This window comes from Halomonas sp. LS-001, from assembly GCF_052983955.1.
The window spans coordinates 771,887-789,337 of record NZ_CM129816.1 but is presented as its reverse complement, the minus strand read 5'-3'; the positions used below and the strand labels follow the sequence as shown (position 1 = coordinate 789,337).

Sequence of the window (17,451 nt, the reverse complement as noted above, 5' to 3'; positions counted from 1 at the left end):
AAGGTTTTACACTCTACTTACGTTTTATACAAACACACTATTTTATCAATGGCGTTATTGTCCATGCGACAGGCTGAATCTGCGTCCTGAGGAATTTTTTATGAAAGTCAGTGATATAGCGCGAAAAGCCGAGGTAACAGGGGAAACCGTTCGCCATTATGTCCGGGAAGGCTTACTGGCCCCTGAACGACATCCTGACAATGGCTACCAGCTATTCTCTCAGCAGGATGTGCAGCGGCTGCGTTTTATTCAGCGCGCGCGAAAACTTGGCTTCAGCGTAGCCGAAGTGCGCGACATCCTCTCGCATGCCGACCATGGCGACTCGCCCTGCCCATTGGTACGCGACCTGCTGGCCCATCGTTTGCCACAAGTGCGCGCCCAGATCAATGAGCTTCAGGCGTTGGCCGCGCGTATGGAAAACGCGCTGGAAAGCTGGCAACACATGCCTGACGCAGCCCCTGATGGCCATTCTCTGTGCCGTCTGATTGATAGCTTTCCCGATGAACAGGAGACCTCATGAACTCAAGCCACTCACCTCAGAACCGGCTGACTCGCACCGTCCCTGGAATGAACTGTCAGGGTTGCGTAAAACGTATGCGCGAGGCCATTCAAGCGCAGGATAGCGACGCTGACGTCGTCGGAACACCGGCAGAAAAACGTCTGGAGGTGACCACATCACTGGACGAAACAGTCCTCGATAACACTTTGCAGCAAGCCGGTTATCCACCCGGCGAACTCCCTGAAGACGCGGCGCCGGGCGACGACAGCAAGACTGACGACAGCAAGACGGCCGCTGACAAAGAATCGCAAGGTTCAGGCAGTCAACAGACTCGCCTGGCCATCAGCGGCATGACCTGCGCCAGCTGCGTTAAAAGCGTACAGAAAGCGCTGGAAAAAACGCCAGGCGTCGAGACGGCAAGCGTCAACTTCGGCACTCATACCGCTCAGGTCTTCGGGCGGGCAGAGACACAGGCGCTTATTGATGCGGTTGATGCCGTTGGTTATGGCGCAGAACCCATTGTCGATATGGGCGAAGCGGAAAAAACCCGAGCGCAACAGGAAGCCAGGCAATACAGACAGCGCCTGAGAGGCAGCGCCTTCGCGCTGGCCCTGGCCATTCCACTGATGCTCAGCATGTTTGTTTACCACCCCCACCCGGTGGGTGGTGGGCGATTATTCTGGCTGGTGATCGGGCTACTCACCCTGGCGGTGATGGCCTTCCCCGGTCGGCACTTTTTCACTAATGCCTGGAAGAATTTCAAACACCACCAAGCCAACATGGATACGCTTGTCGCCATGGGGACAGGTACCGCCTGGCTGTATTCCATGGCCGTTGTGGCCTTCGCGCCCTGGCTGCCGGAAGTCGCCCACGGCATCTATTTTGAAGCCTCTGCCATGGTGATTGGCCTTATCCTGCTGGGCAACGCCATGGAGCTGAAGGCACGTGGGCGCACCAGTGACGCCTTGAAGCGCCTTCTCGACCTGCAAAGCCGCACCGCCCGTGTTATCCGCGATGGCGAAGAGCAGGAAATCGACATAGATGCCGTTCGCACCGATGACCATATTCGCGTGCGCCCCGGTGAGCGCCTGCCGGTGGATGGTGAAGTGATCGAAGGCGCCAGCCATATTGATGAATCCATGCTGACGGGTGAGCCCGTTCCGGTGAAAAAACAAACCGGCGATGACGTCAGTGCGGGAACGGTCAATGGCAAAGGCGGCCTGGTGTACAAGGCCACCCGCGTGGGTGCTGACACCCGTTTGGGTCAGATTACCGAACAGGTCGCTAACGCCCAGAATTCTCGGCCGCCGATTGGCGAACTGGCCGATAAAGTGTCGAGTATTTTTGTTCCCTCGGTGATGATCATTGCGGTGCTGACCGCGCTCGCCTGGTTCAATTTCGGCGCCGAGCCGCGAGTGATTCACATGCTGGTGACGGCCACCGCTGTCCTTATCATCGCCTGCCCCTGCGCGCTGGGCCTTGCCACCCCAATCTCCACCATGATTGGTGTGGGTAAAGCGGCTGAACATGGCGTCCTGGTCAGAAACGGGGAAGCGCTGCAAACCGCCAGCAAGCTCACCACCCTGGTGGTCGACAAAACCGGCACACTGACCGAAGGCAAGCCACGGGTTACCGAGGCCGAAACGCTTCACGGTGACGAAAGCACAGCCCTGGGGTACGTGATGGCGCTTGAACGCGGCTCCGAGCACCCGCTGGCTGCCGCCCTCAGCGCTCATGGCGAAGAGGCCGGTGCCAGCGCCGCTGATATACGCGACTTCGACAGTGTCACCGGCGGTGGCGTCAAGGCCGAGACCTTAGATGGTAAGGCCCTGCTGCTGGGTAACGCCCGCCTGCTCGAAAACGCTGACATTGACCTTTCTGACGGACAGAAAATGGCCCGTGAACTGGAAGACAAGGCGCGCACCCTCGTCTATCTGGCAGTGGATGGCAAGCTGACCGCTCTGTTCGGCATCAGCGACCCGTTACGTGAAGACACCAAAGCGGCGATTGAACGGCTACAGAATGACGGTCTGAAAGTCGTCATGCTGACCGGTGATAACCCGCACACCGCTGCCGCTATTGCCAGCGAGGTCGGCATTGATGATTACCGTGCCGGGCTGTTGCCGGAAGACAAACATGCCGAGATAGAACGCCTGCAGAAAGAAGGCGAAGTGGTTGGCATGGTGGGCGACGGTATCAACGACGCCCCGGCACTGGCCCGTGCCAACGTCGGGTTTGCCATCGGCCAGGGAACGGATGTAGCGATTGAAAGCGCTGGCATGACGCTGATGCGTGGTTCCCTGCATGGCGTAGCCGATGCCATTGAAATCAGTCAGGTCACCCTGCGCAACATCAAGCAGAATCTGGTCGGCGCCTTCGGTTACAACATCGTATGTATTCCGATTGCCGCAGGGATTCTTTATCCCGTCACCGGCATGCTGCTCTCCCCGATGATTGCCGGTGCGGTGATGTCGCTGTCATCGATTACCGTGGTCAGCAACGCCAACCGCCTCAGGCTTTGGAAAACGCAGCGCGACACGTCGTCTGACGCTCAGTCAACGCAGGATCAGTCAACACAGGAGCAACGCACATGAGTATTCTGGTTAACCTTGCGGGCCTCGCCCTGATCGGTGCCATCGTCTGGTGGTTCTGGTTGAGTGAACCCGGCTAGGCGCCACATAAGGGGTGGCTCACCACCCCGTCATTCACGCCACTGCTGTAGCGCTAAGCTTGCTTGTTAGATGGGCTTAGTGCTGCGTTTCTTGACGTAGCCGCTCGACTTCTTTGACAGGCAATTCTTCAATATCCGTGATCAGCTGATCATCCATTTCGGTCAGCGCGATCAACTTGCGCGCCGCATTTCGCTTTGCCTCCAGGGCGCGCTGCTCAGCCTCTTCACGCCCTTCCTGGCGACCTTTCTCGATACCCAGACGTTCGACTGTGTTCACGTATGGCATATGTTTCTCCTCCTGTATGGCGTAAATTGCCTTTACAAACGCAGGGTCCAGAGCTCGCGGTAACTGGATCATCCGGCATGATACAGCTATCGACCAGGCTTGTTCGTAACCAGGATTTATATCGTCGTTTTTGCTTAACCCCGTTTAAAGGGAAGCTGATATAAATATCCATTGAGGTGCTGCATTTAGCAGATAATTGGGAAGTCGGTGTAAATCCGACACTGCCCCCGCAACGGTAACGGTGCGACGGTGATGACAATTAACCACTGGCTCAACTAGCGCTGGGAAGGTGTCATCACTGGCCATATGGCCACGCACGAAGTCCGGAAACCAGCCTTGCATGCAATAATACGCCGCGAATGGTAAATGCAAATATCCACAGGCGTATGTATATGCCTGCCACTGGATTGATAGACCATTCGCCTCAACAAATGCCACGGGGCGTGGCAAGAGGCCATTTAAATGACACAAATGATCAACAATCTGCTGGCGCGGCGACGTCCAGGCTACTCTCTTGAACAGCCGTTCTACACGAGCCCGGAAATTTTTCAACGGGATCTCGAGCACATCTTTTACCGCGAATGGCTTTTTGTAACACCCGTCTGCGAACTCCCCAAAGCTGGAAGTTATATAACGCATCAGGTTGGCGCCTATGGCGTGATCGTTGTGCGCGATGCCAGCGGCAATATCAGTGCTTTCCACAACGCCTGCCGCCATCGCGGCTCAGTCCTGTGCAAGGCGTCAAAAGGCAATGCCCCCAAACTTGTCTGCCCCTATCATCAATGGACCTATGAACTGGATGGGCGACTGTTGTGGGCGCGCGACATGGGAGATGATTTCGATTCCAGCCAGCATGGGCTCAAGCCCATTCACTGTCGGGAACTCGCAGGGCTTGTCTATATATGTCTTGCCGAGCAGGCGCCTGACTTCGAAGCGTTTGAACAGGCATCTCGCCCCTATCTAGGCGTACATGATCTGGATAATGCCAGGGTTGCCTACGAAACGACCATTATTGAGGAAGGCAACTGGAAACTGGTGTGGGAAAACAACCGTGAATGTTACCACTGTAGCGGCAACCACCCTGGCCTATGTCGCTCTTATACTGACGACCCCAAGGTCACCGGCATTCAGGAAGGCGAGGCATCACCGCATCTGGAAGCACATTTCCAACGGCTTGAATCGCAGGGAGTACCATCGCGGTTCTGCATGTCTGAAGACATGCAGTATCGGCTTGCTCGCATGCCGCTTTTGCCAGGCGCCAACAGTATCACAATGGACCTCAAGCCTGCCGTTTCCAGGCGGCTGGGCAGCTTGAAAGATGACGAGGCAGGCACTCTGCTCAAGTACCATTACCCTACCACTTGGAACCATTTCCTGGCCGATCATTGCATCGTTTTTCGAGTCACGCCGCTTACGCCGACAACGACGGAGGTGACCACTAAGTGGTTGGTTCACAAGGATGCTGTCGAAGGTGTGGACTATGACCTGAAGCGCCTGACGGAGGTCTGGACAACGACCAATGAAGAAGACCGTCAAGTCGTGGAAGATAACCAGAAAGGCATCAATTCTCCGGCCTATGAACCCGGTCCTTATTCACCGCTGCATGAAAGTGGTGTTATAGGCTTCGTCGATTGGTATTGCACTGCCATGGCTCAGCAGCTAAGCCAGGTTATCGTTACAGCGGAGCAGACTGATGCCTAACGTTGCTAATACACCTTCTCGTGTTATGTGGTCTGATGACGAGCCGCTGGAATGCGTCTCGGTGATCCCGGAAGTACCCAATACAGCCACTTTTACTTTCATTGCGCCTTCGGGAGGCTTGTTTGATTTCATGCCCGGTCAGTTCCTGACCCTTGAAATCCCTGTGCCGGGCGGCCCTGTGTACCGCACTTATACGATTTCGTCTTCACCTTCGCGCCCCTGTTCCATTTCCATCACGGTAAAGGCCCAACCAGACAGTATCGGGACTCGCTGGATGCTCGATAACCTACAGCCCGGTAGGCAGCTAAAGGCATTCGGGCCAGCTGGCCTTTTCAGTCATATCAACCGCCCTAAAAGCAAATATCTATTCATCTCCGCAGGGTCGGGCATAACGCCGATGATGTCGATGACGACCTGGATGTTTGACCTGGGTAAAGAGCCGGACGTTGTCTTTATTAACTGCGCCCGTCGCCCGAGTGAGATTATCTTCCGCGAGCGCCTGGAGCATATGTCCAGCCGTTCGCCGGGCATTGACCTTCACTGGGTTGTCGAACAGCCTGACCGTTATGCGCCCTGGGTGGGCTACCGTGGCCAGTTCAACCAGCTAATGCTGGGGCTGATGGCACAGGATTATCTCGAACGCGACGTCTACTGTTGCGGCCCCGAGCCTTTCATGCAAGCAGTCCGTGAGGCGCTGCAGGAACTGGGGTTCGATATGAATCGCTACCATCAGGAAAGCTTTCAGGCGCCGGTGGAAACCGAAGGCGATGCCCCCAGGCTTGATGACACAGTGCCCGATGAGGACAATCGCGTTGAAGTCAGTTTTGCGAGTTCTGGCGTAACCACCAAAATAGCCGAGACCGACACCATTTTGGCGGCGGCAAAAGCCAACGGTCTCAATATTCCCTCAGGATGCACGTTTGGTGTTTGTGGTACCTGTAAAGTCCGTAAGCTATCGGGCGAAGTTCACATGGTCCATAACGGCGGAATTTCCGAGGACGATATCGCGGATAATTACATTCTCGCCTGCTGCTCCCACCCCATTGGCAAAGTCGAAGTCGATGTATGATCAACGTTAATCAAAGCGGGGAAAATCTGCATAAAAACATAACAAGGTAGTCAATGGCCTCCGACTGAAGTCGGGGGCCATTTAAGCAGTAGCGCGCCCTAACTCACCCCAATATACCGCCCGGGTTTGTGGTTGAAGGCAATAATCAGGTTGAGGGTGACGGCGCCAAGTACTGAGTAAGCGACGCGGTCCAGCGGTAGCTGGGTCAGTGCGACCAGCAGGATAAGGCCATCAATCCCTAGTTGCACATAGCCTGCCCGCCAGCCATGGCGTTGCTGCAGGTACAGCGCCAGAATATTGATACCGCCGAGACTGGTGCGGTGACGAAACAGCATCAGCATACCCAGCCCGATCAGGGCGCCACCCATCACGGCCGCGTAAAGCGACGGCACGGATTCAAACTGCACCCAGCGCTGAGTCAGCTCCGAAAACATTGAGACCAGGCCGATGGCGATGAAGGTACGCAGGGTGAAACTCCAGCCCATGCGTTTGATCGCCAGATAATAAAACGGCAGATTGATGGCAAAAAACCACAACCCGAACCCCCAGCCTGTGATGTAGTTGAGCAGCAACGCCATCCCTGCGGTGCTACCCGTCAGCAGAACCGCATGGGTATATAGCGCCACGCCAAGGGCAACAAACAGGGTGCCCAGCAGCATGGCCATGACATCTTCGTAAAGGCGGTGGGGATCTTGAGGTAATTCATCGTCACGCATGGTGGCGTCCTTTGAAATGAAAAAAGCGGCGGGATCTGTCCGCCGCTGGCTGAGTTTTTTTACCGCCCGCAGGTTGGATAATAATCTGCAGGCGGTTAGACCGGGCTGGCGTGCTCGACCATTAACTGCAGGGATTCGCGGCCACGCCAGCGATTACGGTTGAGCTTGTAGGCGCAGTGTAGCGTATCGCCAACATCAAACGGCGCAAGTTCACCTGGCGTCAAGGCACGAAACCAGATCGCTTTACAGGTGACCGGCCCGTTGGAGAGCTCCATCATCAGATGCGAACCGTCCGCGCCTACCGGGCGAAGCGCTTCGACGATAAAACGACCTTCAAAAAGCGGTGGGTCAAATTCGCGACCATAGGGCCCCAGCGCATCAAGCTCACCTAGCGTTGCCAGATTCAGCTGTTGGCTTTCCAGCTCACCATCGGTCCATAAGCGCGGGTAAAGCGGTGTGTCGCCAAGCTGCTCATTAACGGCTTGCAGGAACGCCGTTTTGAACGCTTCCAGCTGGTCTCGCGGCACACCAACACCTGCCGCCCCGCTGTGCCCACCAAAACGCGGTAACGCTTCAGGTGCTAGCTCATGGGTACGCTGCAGGGCATCGCGCAGGTGCAGGCCATCAATCGAACGCCCGGAGCCTGTCAGCATGCCGGGTTGGGCGGCACAGGTGAGTACCAGCGCTGGGCGCCCATAAGCCTGTACCAGGCGCGACGCGACAATTCCCTGAACGCCGGGATGGCCGTCTTCCAGCAACACAATCAATGCCGTGGCATCCGCCGCCAGTTCAGCCGCCGCCAGAGCGCGTGCTTCTTCCGCCATGTCCGCTTCGATCGCTTTGCGCGACTGGTTATCGTCATCCAGCACATCCAGCTGGCGGCTGGCCACCGTGTCACTTTCGGCCAGCATGAAATGCAGGGCTGCGTAGGGGTCATCCAGGCGAGAGCGGGCATTAATGCGCGGCCCCATCTGAAACGCCAGGGTTTCGGCATTGAAGGGGACGCTATCCTGACCCAGGCGGGCTGCCATCGCTCGCCAGCAGGCGGCTTCCATGCGGTTGATCAGCGTCAACCCATGGCTGACCACGGCACGGTTAGCAGGGCTTCCCCCCAGCGAGACACAGTCCGCCACGGTGCCCAGCGCAACGTAGGAAAGCCAGGGCGAAAGTTTGGGCGTCGCCGCAGCAAGCGCTCCCCACTCAATCAGCACGCTGCGCGCCAGTGACATCACAAGCCATGCCACCATGCAACCGGCAATGGTTTTATCCGGGTAGGCGCAATCGCTCCGGGTCGGATTGACACAGGCATAGGCTGACCCAGGCGGCCCTTCAATCGCCAATGCGTGGTGGTCACTGACCACCACGTCAATGCCCGCTTCTTTCAGACGGGCAATACGAGGCTCATCGGAACTGCCACAATCGGCGGTGATCACCAGGGTCGGGCGTGGCGTCAGGCCAAGGGTACGCTCAACCAATGGCAGGCTGATGCCGTAACCGTCGTGTATACGGTGACCTATCAGGCTGTGTAATTTCCCTTCGGGGACGCCAAACAACTCGACTAAGGTTCGACGAATGACCACATGAGAGGTAATCCCGTCCACATCGTAATCCGTCAGAATGCCGATCGACTCCCCTTCGGTCACCGCCTGAGCAATGCGCTCAGCCGCACGACGTCCATCCGCGAGTTTTTCAGGATGCGCCAGATAACGCAGACTGGGCGCTACCAGCGGCGCTAGCTCACCTTGATACCCAGGCAGCCGTGACGCCAGTAAGCGCGCCTGAAGCTCGTTCAGACCCTCTGCCTGGGCACGGATATAGACAGCCTCGTCGAGAGGACGAGGCTCCAGCCGTGGCTGCGTCAAACTTAACGGTAAATCTGCGTGTGCATTCATTTATGTGGCCGACCGGAGTTTAATTGCACCAGTTTGATTGCACCAGTTTGACTGACCCAGCCCTCAAGGGCTTGAGATCAGGTGCCTGCGAACGACTCAGCGCCGGTTATCCACTACGAACTGCTGAACCGCTTCAAGCGTTGCTGGCAGCACGCTGTAGCGCTCTTCCCGCTCCAGCAGGTCATCCATATGCGTTGGCAAGGGGACGCCTTGGAAACCGGCCTTGACGACAGCTTCGGCAAACTTGGCGGGATGCGCCGTTGCCAGTGTGACAACCGGCGTCGACTGGTCGGCACGCGCACGCTCTGCCGCGCGGTATCCTGTGGCCGTGTGCGGGTCGAGAATTTCACCGGTACGCTGATGCGCTTCGCGAATCACTTCCAGAATCGTGGCATCATCCACACTGTGGCTGGCAAACTTCTCGCGCAGCGCCGCCAGCGGCGCATCGGCCAGTGCCGTGGGTTCCTTCTGGAAACGTTCCAGCAGCTCAGCCACCGCAAGACCATCGCGCTCGTAAGCATCAAACAGCAGACGCTCGAAGTTGGACGACACCACGATATCCATCGACGGTGCCAGCGTCGCTTCGAGTTCGCGCTTGGAGAAATCATTAGCGGTCAGGGTGCGATGCAAAATATCGTTGGCGTTGGTGGCAATAATGAACTGTTTGACCGGCAACCCCATTTTGTAAGCCATATAACCGGCAAAGACGTTACCGAAATTGGCCGATGGTACACAGAAGCTGATATCACGATGCGGGGCACCCAGCGCAACACCTGCCGCGACGTAATAAACGATCTGCGCCATGATGCGCGCCCAGTTAATCGAATTTACTGCGACCAGGCGTGTGCCATTGAGGAAGTCCTGATTGGCAAAGCTGGCCTTGACCATGGCCTGGGCATCGTCGAAGTTGCCTTCGATCGCAACGTTAAAGACGTTATTCGCCAGCACGGTGGTCATCTGACGACGCTGCACTTCAGAAACACGGTTATGCGGGTGCAGGATAAAAATATCCAGGTTATCGCAATGGCGACAGCCTTCGATCGCGGCCGACCCCGTATCCCCGGAGGTGGCGCCCATAATAACCGCACGCTCATTACGCTTTTTCAGAAAGTGATCCAGCAGCCGCCCAAGCAGCTGCAGGGCGACATCCTTGAAGGCCAGCGTCGGGCCATGGAACTGCTCAAGCAGGAAGTGATTGGCATCCAGCTGCTTCAACGGCACCACGGCATCATGATTGAACGTGGCGTACGCATCAGTGACCAGCCCACGGAAGGTATCGTCATCGATTTCACCGTTCACAAACGGCTTCATCACCCGAAAGGCAATTTCCGCGTAGGAAAGGCCGGCCATATCGGCCAGCTCCTGCTTAGAAAAGTGCGGCAGCGTTTCGGGCACATAAAGACCGCCATCGCTAGCCATCCCGGTGAGCACCACCTCTTCAAACGACAGTGCGGGCGCTTGCCCACGAGTACTGACGTAACGCATGGCTTTACTCTCCTTCGTCCAGGCTTTCAACACGAATCCGTGTAACCGTGCCGGGAATATCCGCCATGGATTCAATTTCACGCATGGCTTCATTCATCTGCTTTTCCTTGGTGCGATGGGTCATCAGGATAATCGGCACCAGGTCACCATCCGGCGATTCTTTCTGGATCAGGGCTTCGATGGAGATTCCTTTCTCAGAGAGAATGGTCGCGACGCGCGCCAATACACCCGGGCGATCCACGGCCAGCAGGCGCAGATAATACGCTGAAGTGATCTCCTCCATCGGCATGATCGGCACCGCGTTGATATCCTGCCCGACACCACTGAAGGCCAGGTAAGGCACGCGATAATGGTGGTCGGTGGCAATGTCACGGGCCACATCGAGAATGTCTGCCACCACCGCTGAGGCGGTCGGTTCCGCCCCCGCACCGGCACCGTAATAAAGCGTTGGCCCCACGGCATCGCCCATCACTTCAATGGCATTTTTGACGCCATGAACGTTGGCCAGCAGGCGCTCTTTCGGTATCAGAGCAGGATGAACGCGCAGTTCCAGCCCCTGCTCGGTGCGCTTGGAGATCCCCAGGTGCTTAATGATATAGCCCAGGTTATCTGCCTGCTCGACATCTTCAGCGGTAATCCGTGAAATACCTTCGGTATAGGCTTTTTCGAACTGCAGCGGCACCCCATAAGCAATCGAGGCCAGAATGGTCAGCTTATGAGCGGCATCAATGCCTTCCACGTCAAAGGTCGGATCAGACTCGGCGTAGCCCAGCGCCTGCGCTTCAGCCAGCACGTCTTCAAAGGCACGACCTTCATCGCGCATATGGGTCAGGATGTAGTTCCCTGTCCCATTGATAATACCGGCGACCCATTCGATCCGATTGGCACCCAGCCCTTCACGCAGCGACTTGATCACCGGAATGCCACCTGCAACGGCGGCTTCAAAGGCAACAATGACGCCTTTTTCGTGGGCCGCCTGAAAGATTTCATTACCGTGCACAGCAATCAACGCCTTGTTGGCTGTCACAACATGCTTGCCGTTTTCAATCGCGGTGAGCACCAGTTGACGCGCGATGTCGTAGCCGCCGATCAGCTCAACGACCACATCCACATCAGGGTTGCGGGCGACTTCAAACACATCCGTGGTTGCCTTGATGCCGGTGATGTCGCAGTTCGGGTGAATGCTACGATGCCCTACCTGTTCAATAACAATAGGACGACCCGCACGGCGGGCAATATCGTCCGCATTACGTGTCAATACATTAAAGGTGCCGCCACCGACCGTACCCAAACCACAAATGCCTACTCTCACCGGTTTCAAAATAATTCCCCTTTTTTTCATCGTGCACCCGCAGGTGCCTGTCACAGCGTATCTTTCAGTATCATAACAGGGCGTCAGCCTACGAGCAGTGCGTTATCTCTCGCTGACAGCCACTTATTCTTCGTCCAGCCCAAGCATACCGATCAGGCGCTCTGCCGGCATAAAACCTGGCACCAGCTTGCCATCCGGCAATACAATGGCTGGTGTTCCCTGAACGCCCAGCGCAATGCCTAGCTGGTATTGCGATGCTACCGGATTATCACAGCTGGCGCTGCCCGAAAGTGATTCCCCCTGCTTGGCGCTCGTCAATGCTTCCTGGCGGTTTTCGGCACACCAAACCTGTTGCATCACGCGGGCTGCCTCACTGTTCATACCGCTACGCGGGAAGGCCACATAATGCACGGCAACGCCAGCCTCGTTAAGCTCGGGCACCGTCTCGTGCAGGCGCGTGCAGTATGGGCAGCTGGTATCAGTGAACACGACGATGGTCGCTTTTGGCTCATCCACTCCGCGAAACACAATGCGATCTTCTTCAGAGATCGATGCAATCACTTCCGCCCGCTCCTGATTGCGCGCCTGCTCTGTCAGGTTAACCAGCCCACTCTCCTGATTGGCGTAGAGATCACCAACCAGAAAGTAGCTGCCATCGGCATTGGCGTAAAACGACTCACCATTGGTCAGCTGTACCTGATAAATGCCGTCCATCGGCGTGACACTGACATTTTCCACTGGCATCGGCTCGCCATTGATACTCAGTGTCTCAGCGAGCGATTCCGGAACGGATTGCGCTGCCGCCGTGGCGGATAAAAACACACTTCCCAGCAGCAGGGGTAATATCGTGAGACGTCGCATAGTCCTTTTCAACCTCTTGGATGGTGATGAGCATGCAAGCTTTCCAGGCGCGCCTGAGCCACGTGCGTATAAATTTGCGTTGTCGATAGGTCACTGTGGCCCAGCAACAACTGTACGACCCTCAGATTGGCCCCATGATTCAATAAATGCGTAGCAAAGGCATGGCGCAGCGTATGGGGTGAAAGCGGTTTGCTGATACCGGCGGTGACTGCATGGGCTTTGATGCGATGCCAGAAGGTTTGGCGGGTCATCGGACGGTTGGCCCTGCCGGGAAACAGTGCCGGACGCATCGGGTCCGACATCAGCTCATTACGTGCGGTGCGCAGATAACGCTCCAACCAGGCAACGGCCTCCTCTCCAAGAGGCACAAGACGATCCTTATCTCCTTTACCACGCACTCTCACCACTCCCTGGCGCAAATTCAACGCATCAAGTGTCAAGCCTACTAGCTCGGACACGCGCAAGCCACAGGCATACAATAATTCCAGCATGGCACGGTCGCGCACGCCCAGCGGGGTACCAGTATCCGGTGCCTGAAGCAGACGATCAACCTCGGCCTCCTCCAGGGTATTTGGCAAACCGGGGGTGACACGGGGCAGACGGATGGTCGCCAGAGGGTCACTATCGACATAACCATTCAAGCGCGCCCAGCGATAAAAACTGCGCAAGCTGGATAACAGACGAGCATTACTGCGCAGCTGATATCCCTCGGCGCGACGCTGATCAAACCAGGCGACAAGTTGCGTTGACGCCGGTGCACTCAGCGTTTCACCCTGCGTTGCCAAATGCGCCTGCCAGGCCAACAGGTCACGCCGGTACGCGGCCAGTGTATTGTCACTTGCCCCCCGCTCCAGCCACAGCGCATCCAGAAACGCGTCAATCAGTTCCATACGTTAACTGCCCTGGTCATCACCCGGTGACGGATGCCAATAAAATAAAACCCCGCCCCGCAAAGCGGTGACGGGGTCAACGTACTGGCTATCAATATCCGGGCGGCAGCCTGCCATGCAAGCACCACTGAACAGATATCAAGACCGTTTTTATCAAGGCAGCTTTTAAGACAGCTTTTCCTTGATACGTGCAGACTTACCACTACGCTCACGGAGGTAGTACAGTTTCGCCTGACGAACATCACCGCGACGCTTGATCTCAATGGAATCGACCAGCGGGCTATAAGTCTGGAAGGTACGCTCAACACCAACACCGTGGGAAATTTTACGCACAGTGAAAGCAGAGTTCAGGCCGCGATTACGCTTACCGATAACAACGCCTTCAAACGCCTGCAGACGCTCGCGAGTACCTTCCTTGACTTTAACCTGGACGACGATGGTGTCACCCGGTGAAAAAGCAGGAATTTCCTTGCTCATCTGCTCGCTCTCAAGCGCCTGGATCACTTTGTTCTTACTGCTCATAATCTACTCCTGAAATATCAGTTGGCTTAACCGCTCTGTCGTGGATGGCGGAAGCCGTGATCCCGGCGCTCAAGATAAGCTGCCCGGGAGTCGTCATGGGTGACACAGGTCCGCAAGACCTAGCAACATAAGGAACCGCTAGTGGTCTTCGCCCTGCACCGCCGCCTTTCTGGCGTATTCCTCGATAAACTCATCCAGCAACGTCTGCTGAGCCTTATCCAGCACGCGACCTTCCAGAAGATCAGGCCGTCGCTGCCAGGTACGCCCCAAAGATTGCTTCATGCGCCAGCGTTTTATCGCAGCATGATTGCCGCTTAGCAGCACATCCGGCACCTGTCGCCCGTCAATTTCTTCCGGGCGCGTGTAGTGCGGGCAATCCAGCAGACCGTCGTTAAACGAGTCTTCGACGGCGGAATCCTGATGCCCCAACACGCCGGGAATCAGCCTTGCCGCCGCATCAATCAGTACCATGGCTGGCAGTTCACCACCGCTTAGCACATAGTCACCAATTGACCATTCTTCATCGATATCATGTTCGACGATACGCTCGTCGATGCCCTCATAGCGTCCCGCCACCACAATCAGTGGGCTGCTTTGCGCCAGATGCTGCACACCGGTCTGATCCAGCCTGCGCCCCTGGGGCGAAAGATAGATCACCGTTGGCGGCTTACCTGTCGCCTGCCACGCACGTTGACGCGCATCGGAAATTGCACCGCGCAAGGTATCAACCTTCATCAACATGCCCGGCCCACCGCCGTAGGGGCGATCATCAACACTGCGATGACGATCTGTGGCGTAGTCCCGCGGGTTCCAGAACTCCAGCGCAATCTGCTGTTTTTCTACCGCCCGCCCTGTCACTCCATGCTGCGTTAAAGCAGTAAACATCTCGGGAAACAGGGAAACAACACCGATCCACATCGCCGGAACGCTTGCGTCATTTTCAGGAAACTGATCACTCAAAACTTTTCACTCAAAACTTTTCGCTCAAAATTCCGGGTCCCAGTCCACTGTCATACGCTGCGCCTTCAGATCTACCTCAATAACAACGTCACCGGGCAGATAAGGCAACAGGCGTTCACGTTTGTCGATGGCATTCTGATCACCACGCACAACCATGACATCGTTGGCACCGGTTTCGAACAGATAGCGTATCTGTCCCAAGCACTCGTCAGCCTGCGTATAGACCGTCAGCCCTTCGAGTTCGTGCCAATAGTAATCTTCGTCGGAAAGCTCGGGCAGCTCGGATTTCGGCATAACGATATCCGCTTGCGCTAACGTTTCAGCTGCGCTGCGGTCATCAATGCCTTTAAGCTGAACCACTAACCCTTTTCCTTGCCGACGCCCCTGAATCACGCTGAGTCGTTTAAGCGATTCACCTTGGCGAATCCACCATTCAGGGTAATCAAAAATGCTGTCGATCGGGCTCGTGTAGGCATACACCTTCAACCAACCTTTCACCCCATAGGGGCTGGTCAGCTTGCCGAGCACCACATGTGTGTCGTCTGATTGCTGTGTTGCGATTTGCGTCATTGACGACCTCAGTTCAACAGCTAATAGCGCCAAAGCGCTACGACAGGCTTACGCCTGTTTACGTGCTTCTTTAACCAGCTCAGCAACACGGCCAGACAGCTGTGCGCCGTGGCTCTGCCAGTGAGCAACGCGCTCCAGATCAACGCGCAGACGCTCTTCCTGACCACGGGCAACCGGGTTGAAGAAGCCGATACGCTCGATAAAGCGACCATCGCGAGCATTACGCGAATCTGTCACGGTTAGGTGGTAAAAGGGACGCTTCTTGGCGCCACCACGTGCCAAACGAATGGTAACCATACGATAACTATCCTTCGGTTGAGGTTACGAGAGAGCCAAACCACTGCGGTTGTGCACCTCTATATCAACGATATAAACGATCAACGATATAAAATCGATCAACGATACAAAATCGTGTTTAAGCCCCCATGGCGGTGAAAGTGGCGTATAGCAGGCACACCCCCACGCATGAAGAGGCAGTATTCTACGCAAATGCGGGCTATTTGGAAAGCCTCAACAAGCGAAAACTAGCGTCTGGGCATACCGCCCGGGCCGCCCATTCCTCCCATGCCACCAGGGCCGCCCGGCCCTTGGCCCCCCATCATGCCTGACATACCGCGCATCATTTTCTGCATGCCGCCCTTTTTACCCGCTTTCTTCATCATTTTCTGCATCTGCTTGTGTTGCTTCAGCAGGCGGTTCAGGTCAGGCACTTGCAGGCCCGCCCCCGCCGCAATCCGGCGCTTGCGCGACCCAGTGATGATATCCGGCTTGCGGCGTTCCTTGGGTGTCATGGAGTTAATCAAGGCTTCCAGCTTGCCAAGCTCTTTCTCTGGCCCTGGCCCTTGCGCCATCTCGGCCATCTGGCCCATGCCCGGCAGCTTACCCATCAGACCGCCCATGCCGCCCATTTTTTTGAGCTGCTGAAGCTGGTCACGGAAATCTTCCAGGTCAAAGCCGTCGCCTTTTTTGACCTTTTTGGCCAGCTGTTCAGCCTTGGATTTATCGACCGTGCGCTCGGCTTCCTCGATCAGCGACAGCATGTCGCCCATCCCCAGAATGCGTGATGCCACGCGATCCGGGTGGAAGGGTTCCAGGGCATCGACTTTCTCACCGACCCCCATAAACTTGATCGGTTTGCCGGTCACATGGCGCACGGAAAGCGCCGCACCGCCACGGGCGTCACCGTCCGCCTTGGTCAGAATCACACCGGTCAGCGGCAATGCTTCATTGAAGGCTTTGGCGGTATTAACCGCATCCTGACCGGTCATGGCGTCAACCACGAACAGGGTTTCCTGCGGAGCAATCGCCGTATGCAGAGCCTGTATTTCCGCCATCATGGCTTCATCGATGGCGAGGCGGCCAGCGGTATCTACCAGCAGCACGTCATGAAACTGTATTCTGGCATGCTTGATGGCCGCCATGGCGATATCGACCGGCTTCTGGTCAGAACGTGACGGGAAAAACTCAACGTCCACTTCCTTGGCCAACGTCTCCAGCTGGTCAATCGCCGCCGGGCGATAAACATCGGCAGAGACCACCAGTACCTTTTTCTTTTCACGCTCGCGCAGGTAACGGGCCAGCTTGGCCACCGAGGTCGTTTTACCCGCCCCCTGCAAACCTGCCATCAACACTACCGCTGGCGACCCTTTGAGCGTCAGGCCTTCATTGGCCTCGCCCATCGTGGCTTCCAACTCCTGCTGAACAATCTTGACGAACTGCTGCCCCGGGGAAAGGCTTTTTGATACTTCCTGACCCACGGCCCGCTCACGTACGCGCTCGATAAAATCCTTGACTACCGGTAGGGCAACATCGGCTTCCAGTAACGCACGACGCACTTCTCGCAGTGTGGACTGGATATTGTCATCGGTCAGGCGCGCCTGACCCTTGATCGACTTCAACGTCTGGGAAAGACGCTCACTAAGATTCTGAAACATGGGGCCTCTCTGCCTCCGTCGTGGTCACCCGGCGCAAGCACCGTGGACATGGATATAATGATTATACGCGCTGACGCCGTGAG

The 17,451-nt window shown here is 56.4% G+C and carries 16 protein-coding genes and 1 riboswitch; of the genes, 4 read left to right on the top strand and 12 right to left on the bottom strand.

Annotation, left to right across the window (positions count from 1 at the left end; genetic code table 11):
* Positions 1 to 100: 100 nt before the first annotated feature.
* Positions 101 to 520 (top strand): MerR family transcriptional regulator, encoded by a 420-nt coding sequence (locus ACU6TU_RS03410; RefSeq protein WP_447143182.1) that lies wholly within the window; start codon positions 101 to 103, stop codon positions 518 to 520.
* Entirely contained in the window at positions 517 to 3,093 is a 2,577-nt protein-coding gene (locus ACU6TU_RS03405; protein WP_447143181.1) for a heavy metal translocating P-type ATPase, read from the top strand. Before ACU6TU_RS03410 ends, ACU6TU_RS03405 begins: the two co-directional genes overlap by 4 nt.
* A 153-nt stretch (positions 3,094 to 3,246) precedes the next feature.
* Here the strand turns inward: ACU6TU_RS03405 and ACU6TU_RS03400 are convergent, their stop codons facing one another.
* Positions 3,247 to 3,456, bottom strand: coding sequence for a hypothetical protein (locus tag ACU6TU_RS03400; protein WP_447143180.1), 210 nt, complete (start codon positions 3,454 to 3,456; stop codon positions 3,247 to 3,249).
* Between the two features lie 157 nt (positions 3,457 to 3,613).
* Positions 3,614 to 3,809, top strand: a riboswitch (cobalamin riboswitch).
* A gap of 109 nt (positions 3,810 to 3,918) precedes the next feature.
* On the opposite strand from ACU6TU_RS03400, the gene ACU6TU_RS03395 reads away from it, so the two are divergent.
* Together ACU6TU_RS03395 and ACU6TU_RS03390 are read left to right on the top strand one after the other, a co-directional pair.
* Positions 3,919 to 5,157 (top strand): aromatic ring-hydroxylating oxygenase subunit alpha, encoded by a 1,239-nt coding sequence (locus ACU6TU_RS03395; RefSeq protein ID WP_447143179.1) that lies wholly within the window; start codon positions 3,919 to 3,921, stop codon positions 5,155 to 5,157.
* Positions 5,150 to 6,226 (top strand): 2Fe-2S iron-sulfur cluster-binding protein, encoded by a 1,077-nt coding sequence (locus ACU6TU_RS03390; RefSeq protein WP_447143178.1) that lies wholly within the window; start codon positions 5,150 to 5,152, stop codon positions 6,224 to 6,226. The genes ACU6TU_RS03395 and ACU6TU_RS03390 overlap by 8 nt, the downstream gene beginning before the upstream one ends.
* Positions 6,227 to 6,324: 98 nt before the next feature.
* Here the strand turns inward: ACU6TU_RS03390 and ACU6TU_RS03385 are convergent, their stop codons facing one another.
* The 11 genes from ACU6TU_RS03385 to ffh all read right to left on the bottom strand — a co-directional run bounded on the left by ACU6TU_RS03385 (position 6,325) and on the right by ffh (position 17,368).
* Positions 6,325 to 6,942: a YitT family protein gene (locus ACU6TU_RS03385; protein ID WP_447143177.1), complete on the bottom strand. Its 618-nt coding sequence runs from the start codon at positions 6,940 to 6,942 to the stop codon at positions 6,325 to 6,327.
* Between the two features lie 95 nt (positions 6,943 to 7,037).
* A complete protein-coding gene (locus ACU6TU_RS03380; protein WP_447143176.1) occupies positions 7,038 to 8,834 on the bottom strand; it encodes a single-stranded-DNA-specific exonuclease RecJ in 1,797 nt (598 codons plus the stop codon).
* A 96-nt stretch (positions 8,835 to 8,930) separates the two neighbouring features.
* Complete coding sequence (thrC, locus tag ACU6TU_RS03375; protein WP_447143175.1) at positions 8,931 to 10,319, bottom strand: threonine synthase; 1,389 nt, start codon at positions 10,317 to 10,319, stop codon at positions 8,931 to 8,933.
* Between the two features lie 4 nt (positions 10,320 to 10,323).
* Entirely contained in the window at positions 10,324 to 11,640 is a 1,317-nt protein-coding gene (locus ACU6TU_RS03370) for a homoserine dehydrogenase (protein ID WP_447143174.1), read from the bottom strand.
* Positions 11,641 to 11,754: 114 nt separating this feature from the next.
* Complete coding sequence (locus tag ACU6TU_RS03365; RefSeq protein WP_447143173.1) at positions 11,755 to 12,492, bottom strand: DsbC family protein; 738 nt, start codon at positions 12,490 to 12,492, stop codon at positions 11,755 to 11,757.
* A gap of 8 nt (positions 12,493 to 12,500) precedes the next feature.
* The gene (gene xerD, locus ACU6TU_RS03360; RefSeq protein ID WP_447143172.1) at positions 12,501 to 13,382 is read right to left on the bottom strand and encodes a site-specific tyrosine recombinase XerD; all 882 of its coding nucleotides are present in this window, start codon (positions 13,380 to 13,382) and stop codon (positions 12,501 to 12,503) included.
* Between the two features lie 165 nt (positions 13,383 to 13,547).
* Positions 13,548 to 13,904, bottom strand: a complete 357-nt coding sequence (gene rplS / locus ACU6TU_RS03355; RefSeq protein ID WP_447143171.1) for a 50S ribosomal protein L19 — start codon at positions 13,902 to 13,904, stop codon at positions 13,548 to 13,550.
* Between the two features lie 138 nt (positions 13,905 to 14,042).
* Positions 14,043 to 14,822: a tRNA (guanosine(37)-N1)-methyltransferase TrmD gene (gene trmD / locus ACU6TU_RS03350; protein ID WP_447144169.1), complete on the bottom strand. Its 780-nt coding sequence runs from the start codon at positions 14,820 to 14,822 to the stop codon at positions 14,043 to 14,045.
* Positions 14,823 to 14,888: 66 nt separating this feature from the next.
* Positions 14,889 to 15,434, bottom strand: a complete 546-nt coding sequence (rimM, locus tag ACU6TU_RS03345) for a ribosome maturation factor RimM (protein ID WP_447143170.1) — start codon at positions 15,432 to 15,434, stop codon at positions 14,889 to 14,891.
* A gap of 48 nt (positions 15,435 to 15,482) precedes the next feature.
* The gene (rpsP, locus tag ACU6TU_RS03340; protein ID WP_100819297.1) at positions 15,483 to 15,731 is read right to left on the bottom strand and encodes a 30S ribosomal protein S16; all 249 of its coding nucleotides are present in this window, start codon (positions 15,729 to 15,731) and stop codon (positions 15,483 to 15,485) included.
* Positions 15,732 to 15,958: 227 nt separating this feature from the next.
* Positions 15,959 to 17,368: a signal recognition particle protein gene (gene ffh, locus ACU6TU_RS03335; RefSeq protein WP_100819296.1), complete on the bottom strand. Its 1,410-nt coding sequence runs from the start codon at positions 17,366 to 17,368 to the stop codon at positions 15,959 to 15,961.
* Positions 17,369 to 17,451 lie beyond the last annotated feature (83 nt).

Coding starts and splice junctions, on each gene's coding strand:
- ACU6TU_RS03365 (WP_447143173.1), bottom strand. CDS start 12,492: ATGCGACGTCTCACGATATTACCCCTGCTGCTGGGAAGTGTGTTTTTA.
- trmD (WP_447144169.1), bottom strand. CDS start 14,822: ATGTGGATCGGTGTTGTTTCCCTGTTTCCCGAGATGTTTACTGCTTTA.
- ACU6TU_RS03405 (WP_447143181.1), top strand. CDS start 517: ATGAACTCAAGCCACTCACCTCAGAACCGGCTGACTCGCACCGTCCCT.
- ACU6TU_RS03385 (WP_447143177.1), bottom strand. CDS start 6,942: ATGCGTGACGATGAATTACCTCAAGATCCCCACCGCCTTTACGAAGAT.
- ACU6TU_RS03380 (WP_447143176.1), bottom strand. CDS start 8,834: ATGAATGCACACGCAGATTTACCGTTAAGTTTGACGCAGCCACGGCTG.
- ACU6TU_RS03400 (WP_447143180.1), bottom strand. CDS start 3,456: ATGCCATACGTGAACACAGTCGAACGTCTGGGTATCGAGAAAGGTCGC.
- xerD (WP_447143172.1), bottom strand. CDS start 13,382: ATGGAACTGATTGACGCGTTTCTGGATGCGCTGTGGCTGGAGCGGGGG.
- thrC (WP_447143175.1), bottom strand. CDS start 10,319: ATGCGTTACGTCAGTACTCGTGGGCAAGCGCCCGCACTGTCGTTTGAA.
- ACU6TU_RS03410 (WP_447143182.1), top strand. CDS start 101: ATGAAAGTCAGTGATATAGCGCGAAAAGCCGAGGTAACAGGGGAAACC.
- ACU6TU_RS03390 (WP_447143178.1), top strand. CDS start 5,150: ATGCCTAACGTTGCTAATACACCTTCTCGTGTTATGTGGTCTGATGAC.
- rpsP (WP_100819297.1), bottom strand. CDS start 15,731: ATGGTTACCATTCGTTTGGCACGTGGTGGCGCCAAGAAGCGTCCCTTT.
- ffh (WP_100819296.1), bottom strand. CDS start 17,368: ATGTTTCAGAATCTTAGTGAGCGTCTTTCCCAGACGTTGAAGTCGATC.
- rplS (WP_447143171.1), bottom strand. CDS start 13,904: ATGAGCAGTAAGAACAAAGTGATCCAGGCGCTTGAGAGCGAGCAGATG.
- rimM (WP_447143170.1), bottom strand. CDS start 15,434: ATGACGCAAATCGCAACACAGCAATCAGACGACACACATGTGGTGCTC.
- ACU6TU_RS03395 (WP_447143179.1), top strand. CDS start 3,919: ATGACACAAATGATCAACAATCTGCTGGCGCGGCGACGTCCAGGCTAC.